This window comes from Blautia sp. ZXY-1-C6, assembly GCF_056339875.1.
This window is the reverse complement of the sequence record NZ_JBWJVQ010000205.1, coordinates 24,192-34,779: the sequence shown is the minus strand read 5'-3', so window position 1 is coordinate 34,779 and position 10,588 is coordinate 24,192. Positions and strand designations below refer to the sequence as shown.

Annotated in this window: 11 protein-coding genes; 1 reads left to right on the top strand and 10 read right to left on the bottom strand. The window is 41.2% G+C overall.

Annotated elements, in window-relative coordinates; all coding sequences use genetic code 11:
- The 10 genes from AC075J_RS12530 to infC all read right to left on the bottom strand — a co-directional run.
- A partial coding sequence (locus tag AC075J_RS12530; protein ID WP_476390381.1) for a type I restriction endonuclease subunit R occupies positions 1 to 2,201 on the bottom strand: 2,201 nt, incomplete at its 3' end.
- Between the two features lie 510 nt (positions 2,202 to 2,711).
- The gene (locus AC075J_RS12525; protein WP_476390380.1) at positions 2,712 to 3,335 is read right to left on the bottom strand and encodes a cytidylate kinase-like family protein; all 624 of its coding nucleotides are present in this window, start codon (positions 3,333 to 3,335) and stop codon (positions 2,712 to 2,714) included.
- Positions 3,336 to 3,349: 14 nt separating this feature from the next.
- Positions 3,350 to 4,060 carry an ABC transporter ATP-binding protein gene (locus tag AC075J_RS12520; protein ID WP_020993607.1) on the bottom strand — a complete coding sequence of 237 codons (711 nt, stop codon included), beginning with the start codon at positions 4,058 to 4,060 and terminating at the stop codon, positions 3,350 to 3,352.
- 12 nt (positions 4,061 to 4,072) lie between these two features.
- Entirely contained in the window at positions 4,073 to 4,831 is a 759-nt protein-coding gene (locus AC075J_RS12515) for an ABC transporter ATP-binding protein (RefSeq protein ID WP_025578122.1), read from the bottom strand.
- A 3-nt stretch (positions 4,832 to 4,834) separates the two neighbouring features.
- Positions 4,835 to 5,890, bottom strand: a complete 1,056-nt coding sequence (locus AC075J_RS12510) for a branched-chain amino acid ABC transporter permease (RefSeq protein ID WP_020993609.1) — start codon at positions 5,888 to 5,890, stop codon at positions 4,835 to 4,837.
- 10 nt (positions 5,891 to 5,900) lie between these two features.
- Positions 5,901 to 6,788, bottom strand: coding sequence for a branched-chain amino acid ABC transporter permease (locus AC075J_RS12505; RefSeq protein WP_008706530.1), 888 nt, complete (start codon positions 6,786 to 6,788; stop codon positions 5,901 to 5,903).
- Between the two features lie 248 nt (positions 6,789 to 7,036).
- Positions 7,037 to 8,191 (bottom strand): ABC transporter substrate-binding protein, encoded by a 1,155-nt coding sequence (locus AC075J_RS12500; protein ID WP_118408381.1) that lies wholly within the window; start codon positions 8,189 to 8,191, stop codon positions 7,037 to 7,039.
- A gap of 435 nt (positions 8,192 to 8,626) precedes the next feature.
- Positions 8,627 to 8,983, bottom strand: a complete 357-nt coding sequence (gene rplT, locus AC075J_RS12495) for a 50S ribosomal protein L20 (protein ID WP_022380175.1) — start codon at positions 8,981 to 8,983, stop codon at positions 8,627 to 8,629.
- A 47-nt stretch (positions 8,984 to 9,030) separates the two neighbouring features.
- Complete coding sequence (rpmI, locus tag AC075J_RS12490) at positions 9,031 to 9,228, bottom strand: 50S ribosomal protein L35 (protein ID WP_008706525.1); 198 nt, start codon at positions 9,226 to 9,228, stop codon at positions 9,031 to 9,033.
- A 35-nt stretch (positions 9,229 to 9,263) separates the two neighbouring features.
- On the bottom strand, positions 9,264 to 9,758 hold the full coding sequence (infC, locus tag AC075J_RS12485) for a translation initiation factor IF-3 (RefSeq protein ID WP_008706524.1): 495 nt from the start codon (positions 9,756 to 9,758) through the stop codon (positions 9,264 to 9,266).
- A gap of 454 nt (positions 9,759 to 10,212) precedes the next feature.
- On the opposite strand from infC, the gene AC075J_RS12480 reads away from it, so the two are divergent.
- Positions 10,213 to 10,542, top strand: coding sequence for a DUF1540 domain-containing protein (locus AC075J_RS12480; protein ID WP_008706523.1), 330 nt, complete (start codon positions 10,213 to 10,215; stop codon positions 10,540 to 10,542).
- Positions 10,543 to 10,588 lie beyond the last annotated feature (46 nt).

Genomic DNA, 10,588 nt, shown 5'->3' with positions numbered 1-10,588 from the left:
TTTACATTCTTTTCCTGCTGTACATCAAATCCAGCAAAAATAACCGAATCCAAATTAACGCTGTCAATAATTTGATCATGATTTCGACGAACATTTTCAATATAATCGCGTATATCCGGATTGTGAAATGGTGCTACAGCCGCCTGCACCAGCTCTCTTTGCGCAACCTTTATCTGTTCTTCTGTTGGTTCAGATACACCTGTATTCTTCTGAGCCTGCTCAAAAATAATATCTGCATCAAATGCATTCAATAAACGTTCAGCCACGCACCCTGCTGTTGCTCCAACTTTTTCTTTAAACTGTTCTCGCTCAGCCTGTGTCATTTGACTATTCAGGCGAATCACACGATTTGCAAGAGAAGTCAAAGTATCTTTATCTTTCACTCCCAATGCCACATTCATCATAAGTTCTTTCATACTAACTGTAGGTTTACGCTCCAAAGGTCTGGTGTCCGATTTTCTTGACTTCGTAACCCCTACTGCATCCACAATAACAAAATGATCTTTATTTTCCGTAGCAGACGGGGTAACTTTCTGCAAATCTTCTTTACTAAGTACTCGAGTTCCTCTGCCTTTCATCTGTTCGAAATAATTCTTACTTTTTACATCTCTCATAAAAATCAGACATTCGATTGGCTTAACATCCGTTCCAGTTGCTATCATATCCACAGTGACCGCAATACGTGGATTATAATCATTTCTAAAAGAACTAAGTACAGATTCCGGATTATCTACAGCATAAGTTATTTTGCGACAAAAATCATTTCCTTCGCCAAACTCCTCACGTACAATCTGCACTATATCATCTGCATGGCTATCTGTTTTCGCAAAAATCAATGTTTTTGGCACTTCTTTTCTACGCGGAAATAACGTTGTAAACACATTTTCTTTAAAAGATCGAATTACTGTACGTATCTGACTTGGATTAACAATTTTCTTATCCAACTGTGACGGAACATAATCCACATCTTCATCCATTTGCCTCCATCGCTTAGCTCTGGATAAACGATCACGATATTCAATCATCTGTTTCATCAGATGTGCACCATTTTTTCCAACCTCCGTTTCTATCAGAAAAACATCTTCACCTACGTTCACACCATCTATAATTGCCTGTTCACGCGTATATTCACTGACTATATTTTCATTAAAGAAAGCAAAAGTCCGGTTATCAGGTGTTGCAGTTAATCCAATAATAAAAGCATCAAAATAAGTCAGCACCTGACTCCAGACATTATAGATAGAACGATGACATTCATCCACAATGATACAATCAAAAAACTCTGGTGGATATTTCTCATTATAAGCTACTTCTTTAGGAGCTTTGCTTTCAGCAGTTACATATTCAACAAACGGAGCTTCTTCTGCTGATTCATCCAATTCCTCTTCTTTAAGAATAGAGTACATTCTCTGTATCGTAGAAATACAAATCTGAACATCATTTGGCATATACGAAGATTTTAATCTACGTACACCATATATCTGCGAAAAAGACCTCGGGTCATCATTTGGTGTATACGCAAGAAATTCCCGCTCTGCCTGTTCCCCTAATCCTTTGGTATCCACCAAAAACAAAATACGTTTCATTTTTCCATATTTAAGCAATCGGTAAGCCGATGTAATTGCTGTAAATGTCTTTCCCGCCCCTGTTGCCATCTGCACTAGTGCCCTTGGACGATTATCCGCAAATGATTGATCCAGATTATTAATCGCATTAATTTGACATTTTCTGAATCCCTTTACATCTAAAAGTGGAAACTGCTTCATATTATTTCGAATCGTATCTAGCTGCTGAATCAAATCAAATAATGTCTCAGGCCGATGAAAAGAAAACACTGTCCTGGAACGATATTTAATATCCTTATAATCAGTAAAACGAATCAGTTTATCTGTTGCTTCATACGCAAACCGAATAGTATAATCATTCTTAACCCATTTGAACGTACTATTTGCATAACGCCCTGACTGCACCTCAACATCAGTAATTGACTGTCCTGCTTGGGATTGCTTCGCCTCAACTACTCCCACTGGCTTTCCATCCACAAATAAAGCATAGTCAACCTCACCTGTACTGGTAGGAAATTCACGAACCGCTACACCAAGAGAAGCTGTAAGATTCAATCTTTTCAAATCCTGTATCACCCATCCAGACTGACAAAGCTTATCATCAATCACACAACGTGCTTTTTCTTCCGGTGTCATATCCTTCTTCATCTCCCTTATACATATTCATCATCTATGTAGTACCTTACTCTCTATTAAAAATAAGTATATCATCACCCCACATACTTCGCAAGAACATACGATTTTTTATAATACTCTTTTTCTTTTCCCCCTCTATTATCCCGCCCAAGAAATAACCACTTACAACTCCCTCGCAGGGCATTTTGCCTCCGGCAAAATCCCAAGACATACATCTTCTTTCCACGTCCAACACCCAGCGCAGACAAATAGTTTCTTTCGTGTGCATTTGCAGGATACTTAGATATTCTTAGGTATCAAAAATCCGCGTTATGAGAAGAAAAGTCCTTTGTCTGAGCGCAAGCGAGTAATCCAGACTTTTCTTCTCATGCTTTTAGCAGATTTTTGATGCCTTAGAATATCTTAGTATCCGAAACCGCACACGAAAGAAACTATTTGTCTGCGCGTCCCCCCACCCACGAAAAAAGCAGCCCCTTTCCCTTCCGAAAGAAACTGCTTTTTTTCATCCTTTTATTTAATTCCCATAACTTCCATCTGCGCCAGAATCGCATCCACACACTTCTCAAATCCCAGCTTTCCTGAATTCAGGCACAGATCATAATTTGTCGCATCACTCCAGTCCCCGCCTGCAAATTTACGATAATAATCCTGTTTTCTCTTATCATCTTTGCGAAGGAACTTCTCAATTTCCTCATCACCACCGCTAATCTTCTCTCTGGACTTCTCAACACGGAATTCCCATGGTGCATGAATAAATACTCTCAGTGTATTCGGTCTGTCTCTGAACACATAATTCACGCATCGTCCCACGATTACGCATGGCTCCTTCTCAGCCAGATCATTCGCAACCTTTGCCTGATAATTAAAAATATTCTCATCAGAAATAAATCCCTTCTGATCCGGTGCTATCAGTGCCCCTTTATAAAGACCGGTCTTATTAAACAGTGACGCTTTTACTTTTGTCCCTTCTTCAACCTGACCAAATAACTTCACATCAATACCGCTCTCATCTGAAGCCATCTGAATGATCTGCTTGTCATAGAAAGAAACTCCCAGTTTCTCTGCCAGCATCTTACCGACGGTACGTCCGCCGCTTCCATACTGTCTCGCAATGGTAATTACAAAATTCTCCATAAAATCCCTCCTGTTTACTCTCCAAGATAAGCTTTCTGAACAGATTCATCATGAAGAAGATCACTTGCCTTACCTTCCAGTGTAATCCTTCCGGTCTCAAGGACATAAGCTCTGTCAGCAATAGAAAGAGCCTTCTTCGCATTCTGCTCAACCAGAAGAACCGTTGTTCCACTCTCACTTACCTCTTTAATGATATCAAAGATCTCATTTACAAAGATCGGTGAAAGGCCCATGGACGGCTCGTCCATCAGAATGATCTTCGGCTGGCTCATCAGCGCACGTCCCATGGCGAGCATCTGCTGCTCACCACCACTTAAGGTACCTGCAGTCTGATTCTGACGTTCCTTCAGACGCGGAAAACGTTTATATACTTTCTCAATGGTCGCATCAATCTCATTTTTATCAGATCTTGTAAAAGCACCCATCTTCAGATTCTGAAGAACAGTCATATTTGCAAACACACGTCTTCCTTCCGGAACATGTGCCATACCCATTGTTACGATCTTGTGAGGCGGAACCTTTGTGATATCCTGTCCGTCATAAATAATATGTCCTGATTTTGCCCGGAGAAGCCCTGTCACTGTATGCAGGGTAGTTGTTTTACCTGCACCGTTTGCACCGATCAGAGCAATAACTTCACCTTCATTTACAGAGAAAGAAACACCTTTCAATGCCTGAATCATTCCATAATAAACCTGTATGTCCTGTACTTCCAGTAATGCCATCTGTCTCTCCTCCTATTCTCCAAGATATGCCTTGATAACTTCCGGATCATGGAGCACATCTGAAGTCTTGCCCTGTCTCAGAACATGACCGAAATTCAGTACAGTCAGCTCCTCACAGATACCTGAAACCAGCTTCATATCATGCTCGATCAGAAGAATGGTCATATCAAAGTTATCACGAACAAAACGGATGGTATCCATCAGTTCCTCAGTTTCATTGGGGTTCATACCTGCAGCCGGCTCATCCAGAAGAAGAAGCTTCGGCTTTGTTGCCAGTGCTCTGGCAATCTCCAGCTTTCTCTGTTTACCATAAGGAAGGTTTGATGCAAGGATATCTGCCTCTTTGTCCAGATCAAACACTTTAAGAAGCTTCATTGCTTCCTCATTCATAGTTTTCTCAACCTTAAAGTATTTCGGAGTATGTACAATACTTGTAAAAAGGCTGTATTTATCATGATTGTGAAGTCCTGCCTTTACATTGTCCAGCACACTCATCTGATGGAACAGACGGATATTCTGGAATGTTCTGGCGATTCCCGCCTTGTTGATATCAATGGTACTCTTTCCGGTGATATCCTGTCCGTCCAGATTGATGATTCCCTCGTCCGGCTTATACACACCTGTAAGAAGGTTAAAGATTGTAGTCTTACCGGCACCATTCGGACCGATCAGACCATAAAGCTGTCCTTTCTCGATGGAGACATGGAAATCATCCACTGCATGAAGACCGCCGAATGAAATATTTAAATGATTTACTTCCAGCAATGCCATAGCTTATGCCTCCTTTTTCTTAAATTTACTGAAAAGACGCTCTCTCATCTCGATTGCCTTAGGTGCCCAGTTGATCAGCATCATTACGATCAGCACGATTGCATAGAACAGCATACGGTAATCACTGAGTCCACGCAGAAGCTCAGGAAGAAGGTTCAGAATCACTGCCGCAATAATAGAACCACGCATATTTCCAATTCCACCGAGAACTACGAATACCAGGAACATGATAGACATGTTATAACCGAAGTTCTTCGGAAGTGCTGTTAAAGTTGCAAGATTATGAGCATAAAGCACACCGCCGATACCGGCTAATGCTGCTGAGATTGCAAATGCTTTCAGTTTATACTTTGTGATATCAATACCAATTGATTCCGCTGCAATACGGTTATCACGGATTGCCATGATCGCACGTCCGTCTCTGGAATTGATCAGGTTCAGAACTACGAATAAAGTAACCAGGATCAGAATCACACCTATAGTAAAGGTTGACTGTCTCGGTGTACCTGTGATACCCATTGCACCACTGATGATCATTTTTCCACCAGGCTCCATTCCAAGAGACATCTGGTCTTTCATGGAAAAATGGATTCCGTTGCTGTCAATTCCTACATAAAGCACATTGATGATATTCTTAATGATCTCACCAAATGCCAGTGTTACGATAGCAAGGTAGTCACCTTTCAGACGAAGTACAGGAATACCGATCAGGAATCCAAAGATACCTGCACATACAGCTCCGATGATCAGAGCAACGAAGAAACGAAGTCCTGCATTTGTAAATGTATCCATAGTTGCCTTTGTAAATGCTGCACTGGTGAAAGCACCGATACACATAAATCCGGCATGTCCAAGACTTAACTCACCCAGAATACCAACCGTCAGGTTCAGGGAAAGAGCCAGGATAATATATACACAAAGAGGCACCAGAAGACCCTGCATCAGGTTGGAAAGCAGATTCCCTGCTATCATTCCCTGTACGATCAGATATGCTGCAAGAACCATTCCGTATGTAATGAGATTGCTTTTTGTTGTTTTGTTTAATTTCTTCTTTTCCATGTCTGCCACCTCACACTTTCTCCTGAATGTTCTTACCAAGAATACCGGTAGGTTTCACAACCAGAACTACGATCAGAACACCGAATACAATGGCATCAGCCATCTGTGAAGAGATATAAGCTTTACCAAAAATCTCCAGGATACCCAGAACAACACCTCCGATAAAGGCTCCCGGGATAGATCCGATACCGCCAAATACAGCTGCAACGAATGCTTTGATACCAGGCATAGCACCTGTATATGGTGTCAAAGACGGGTATGCAGAGCAGAGAAGCACACCTGCGATTGCTGCAAGTCCGGAACCGATTGCAAAAGTAATGGAGATTGTTTTGTTTACGTTAATACCCATTAACTGGGCAGCGCCTTTATCCTCAGATACGGCAAGCATTGCCTGTCCTGTTTTTGTCTTGCTGATAAAGAGCATCAGACCTGCCATGATCAGGATACCACCGATAATGGTTACGATGGTTACACCAGTGATCACGATAGAACCACCTGCAAGTTTCAGGGATGGAAGACTGATCACGTTACTGAATGATTTGGTATCTGCTCCCCAGATCAGAAGGGCCACGTTCTGAAGCAGGTAGCTGACACCAATTGCTGTGATCAGAACAGCCAGAGGTGAAGCTGCATTACGCAGTGGTCGATACGCAACGCCTTCGATCACAACGCCCATGAGTGTACAGATGATAATGGACAGCAGGATGGCTAAAATCGGATTTAATCCCATGCCGCTGACTGCGACATAAACTACATAAGAGCCGACCATGATAACATCTCCATGAGCGAAGTTCAGCATTTTAGCGATTCCGTATACCATGGTATAACCAAGAGCGATGATCGCATATACACTTCCGAGGCTGATACCACTGATAAGATATGATATAAAACTACTCATAGAAGTCTTTCCTTTCTTATATTTAAATAATTTTATTGTGTGTAAAACTGGCAGATTTGCCTTTAGCGAAATCTGTCTTGTTTATTTTGCCAAAAGTAAATCTGTCATTAACGCATTAATGTAATAACGTATTAGGCAACAGGGCTGTCTGCATAATTCAGACAGCCCCGTTGGCATGCAACCATTGTCCACTCCAGGAACAATCGCATTTTATTTCTTATGAAATCTTTTCAGTTATTTCAATTTCATTATTCCATTGCTGCGTAAGCACCATCTTTGATTTCTACAGCTTTCGGAGCTTTGTTCGGCTCACCGTCTTCTGTCCATGTGATCTCGTCACCTGTAACACCTTCAAGTGTGATCTCGGTCATGCCTTTTTCAAGTGCTGCACAGATATCTGCAACATCCATGTCTGCTTTTACATCTTCTTTTTCTGCTGCTGCTTTGACTGCGTATACTGCATCATAAGCATCTGCTGCGAACTGGTTTGGTGTGTCTTTGTAAGCATCTTTGTATGCTTTTACAAAGTTCTGGGTTTTCTCATCTGTAGAATCTGCTGCAAATGGTGTAAGAAGCATCAGCCCCTCTGCAAGAGATGTATCAAAGTTTTCTACACCAAGGATACCGTCCATACCGTCGCATCCGAAGAATTTAGTTTCAAATCCCATGCTGTCTGCCTGTGCAAGGATCAGGGAAGCTTCTGTATAATAAATCGGAAGGAATACTAATTCAGCACCACCGTCTTTTGCTTTCTGAAGCTGTACGGAGAAGTCTTTATTGTTATCAGCAGTGAATGCTTCGGAAGATACGATTTCAATACCCTGATTAGCTGCTTCTGCTGTGAAGTTCTGTGTGATACCTGATGAATATACATCAGAGCTATCGTAGATAATAGCTACTTTTTTAGCAAGTTTATGCTCTCCAATGTACTGAGCTGCTGCAGTACCCTGGTTCGGGTCAGAGAAGCATACACGGAATACGTTCGGATTAGCAACACACTCTGTTGCAGATCCGGATGGAGTAAGCTGGAACATATTGTCTGCTGCTGTTTCATTTGCTACAGCTACACAAGGTGTGGAAGTAACTGTACCAACCAGAATGTTCATTCCCCAGTCTTTTAATGCGTTGTAAGCGTTCAGGGTTTTCTCAGCATCGTTTTCATCATCTTCAAATTTGAACTCTACCTGATATCCGTTGATTCCGCCGTCTTCGTTTACTTCATTGATTGCAAGCTCTGTTGCATTCTTTACAGCCTGTCCATAGATTGCTGCTGCTCCGGTTACAGGTCCGATTCCACCGATCTTAAATGTAGCATCGTCTGCAAATACAGATACAGGTGCAACTGTTGACATTACCATTGCTGCTGCCGCAGTAACACTGATGATTTTTTTCAGGTTTTTCATAATAAAATCCTCCTTATATTTTGTCAGTCCTTTCGTCCCTCTTATGGCTCATAAGATTAGCTTCCGTTACCATTCATTCCACCTGGTACATCATTTTTGATGCTATAAATTCCGCAAGTTCATTTATTATGTAGAGGAACTGAAAAGTAACAAAAAGCCAACTGGGTTCCCAGCCGGCTTTGGCTTCCACTGACACTTTAATATGTTGCTGTTTTGAATTATATCACCATATATTTGACCATGCAAGAAAAACTTTATGGAAATTTAAGATTTTTCCGTCTTTCATGGACACTTGACCGTACCGCGCACGCAATTTTATCCCATTCATCGAAAAATGCATTAAAAAAGGTACACACAGAAACCGTAACAATTTCTATGTGTACCTCAAAATTCTGATTTAATTTATCAAATCTTATGTCTCTCTAAAACCGACAATTATGCAATTGCTTTTTTAGCAATCTCAGCAAGTGCTGTAAATCCTTCTGCATCGTTTACTGCAAGTTCAGCAAGCATCTTTCTGTTGATGTCGATGTTTGCAACTTTCAGTCCGTGCATCAGTTTGCTGTAGGATAATCCGTTCATTCTTGCTGCTGCGTTGATACGAGCGATCCAGAGCTGTCTGAACTGACGTTTTTTCTGCTTTCTTCCTGCATAGGAGCTAGCAAGTGCTCTCATTACAGACTGTTTAGCAACTCTATACTGTTTGGAACGGGCTCCTCTGTAGCCTTTTGCCAGTTTTAATGTACGATTATGTTTTTTCTTTGCGTTTAATCCGCCTTTAATTCTTGCCATTTCTTAAATTTCCTCCTGTTTGTCTATCTTCAATGAATAAATGCTTCTTATAAATATGGTAATGCTTTCTTCATGCTCTTAACATTAGTAGCATCAACAACAGTAGATTTTCTCAGATTTCTTTTTCTTTTCTGAGATTTCTTTGTTAAGATATGGCTCTTATAAGCTTTATTTCTTACTAATTTTCCTGTACCTGTTTTTTTGAAACGCTTTGCTGCTGCTCTGCAAGTTTTAATTTTTGGCATTGTTAATTCCTCCTTAAACTGTATCTCTATTATATTTAACGTTTTTCCGTTAAAAACATGGTCATGCTTCTGCCTTCAACCTTCGGTGCCTTCTCCACTGTTGCCACATCTGCAAGCTGCTTTGCAAAATCATCAAGCACATGTCTGCTGCTTGCCATATGTGCCATTTCTCTTCCGCGGAAACGTAATGTTACCTTTACTCTGTCACCCTTGGAGAGGAACTTTCTGGCGGCGTTGACTTTCGTATTCAGGTCATTGGTATCAATGTTTGGAGAAAGTCGCACTTCTTTGACATCGATGGTCTTCTGCTTCTTCTTGGCTTCTTTTTCTTTTCTTGCAAGCTCATAACGGTATTTACCATAATCGATGATCTTACATACCGGCGGTTTCGCCTGCGGGGCAATTTTTACCAGGTCAAGCCCTGCCTCCTGAGCTTTGAACATTGCTTCTTTCGCGGACATGATTCCAAGCTGTTCTCCGTCCGAACCGATTAAGCGTACCTCTTTGTCTCTGATCTGTTCGTTAATCATTAAATTGCTAATTGTAGTGCACCTCCATACCTGTTAGATAGATTCTAATGACTTCTCGTCGCCCTCATTTACATAAAAAAAGCGTGGACAAAATCCACACTCCGCTATCACACTGCTGATATCTTTTCTTCTTAATCTGCGGAACAATCTCTTTATTCCTGCCAACCTTAAATATCAGCCTTCTCTGTGCAATATAAACCCAAGCCGCTAAACTAAATGCGCTGAGGTGAGAGTGGAACTCTGCTTTGTTTTCTTACGTACTTGTATAAGATACCATGTTCAGTCTGTTATGTCAAGTACTTTTTACATTTTCTTTATTTTTTTAGATCTCAAGGTATATTTTCTCTCAAACTGCACATCCTATCTCCGAAGCTTATTCAATGTAACTGTTCAGTACTCTTGCACTACAGCAGTATTGAATAGTTATCTCAGATTTTTTCAGGAGGGTAACTCTATGACAATTCTTAAATGTTCAGCAATGACCTGTGTTTACAACAAAGAACAGCTCTGTTCAAAGGGTGATATTGACGTGACAGGCGAAAATGCTACTTCTGCAAATGAGACAAGCTGCGGCAGTTTCCGAGAGAGAACCGGCAGTTCCATGAAAGACAGCTATACAGATGACTGTGGCTGCGACAAAATCCAGATCGACTGCAAAGCCCATAACTGTACCTATAATGATAACTGCAAATGTACAGCATCCTCCATTCAGGTAGACGGCTCTAATGCACATGCATCTTCCGATACAAGATGTGACACCTTCCAGTGCCATTGTGGCGCATAATATCAACACCATGGCAACAGGATTTTCACCCGTATATCAGGGATAA

Bases quoted from the DNA above. Each gene is read 5' to 3' on its own strand.
- AC075J_RS12525 (WP_476390380.1), bottom strand. From the start codon at position 3,335: ATGGAGAATTTTGTAATTACCATTGCGAGACAGTATGGAAGCGGCGGA.
- AC075J_RS12520 (WP_020993607.1), bottom strand. From the start codon at position 4,060: ATGGCATTACTGGAAGTACAGGACATACAGGTTTATTATGGAATGATT.
- AC075J_RS12515 (WP_025578122.1), bottom strand. From the start codon at position 4,831: ATGGCATTGCTGGAAGTAAATCATTTAAATATTTCATTCGGCGGTCTT.
- AC075J_RS12510 (WP_020993609.1), bottom strand. From the start codon at position 5,890: ATGGAAAAGAAGAAATTAAACAAAACAACAAAAAGCAATCTCATTACA.
- AC075J_RS12505 (WP_008706530.1), bottom strand. From the start codon at position 6,788: ATGAGTAGTTTTATATCATATCTTATCAGTGGTATCAGCCTCGGAAGT.
- AC075J_RS12500 (WP_118408381.1), bottom strand. From the start codon at position 8,191: ATGAAAAACCTGAAAAAAATCATCAGTGTTACTGCGGCAGCAGCAATG.
- rplT (WP_022380175.1), bottom strand. From the start codon at position 8,983: ATGGCAAGAATTAAAGGCGGATTAAACGCAAAGAAAAAACATAATCGT.
- rpmI (WP_008706525.1), bottom strand. From the start codon at position 9,228: ATGCCAAAAATTAAAACTTGCAGAGCAGCAGCAAAGCGTTTCAAAAAA.
- infC (WP_008706524.1), bottom strand. From the start codon at position 9,758: ATGATTAACGAACAGATCAGAGACAAAGAGGTACGCTTAATCGGTTCG.
- AC075J_RS12480 (WP_008706523.1), top strand. From the start codon at position 10,213: ATGACAATTCTTAAATGTTCAGCAATGACCTGTGTTTACAACAAAGAA.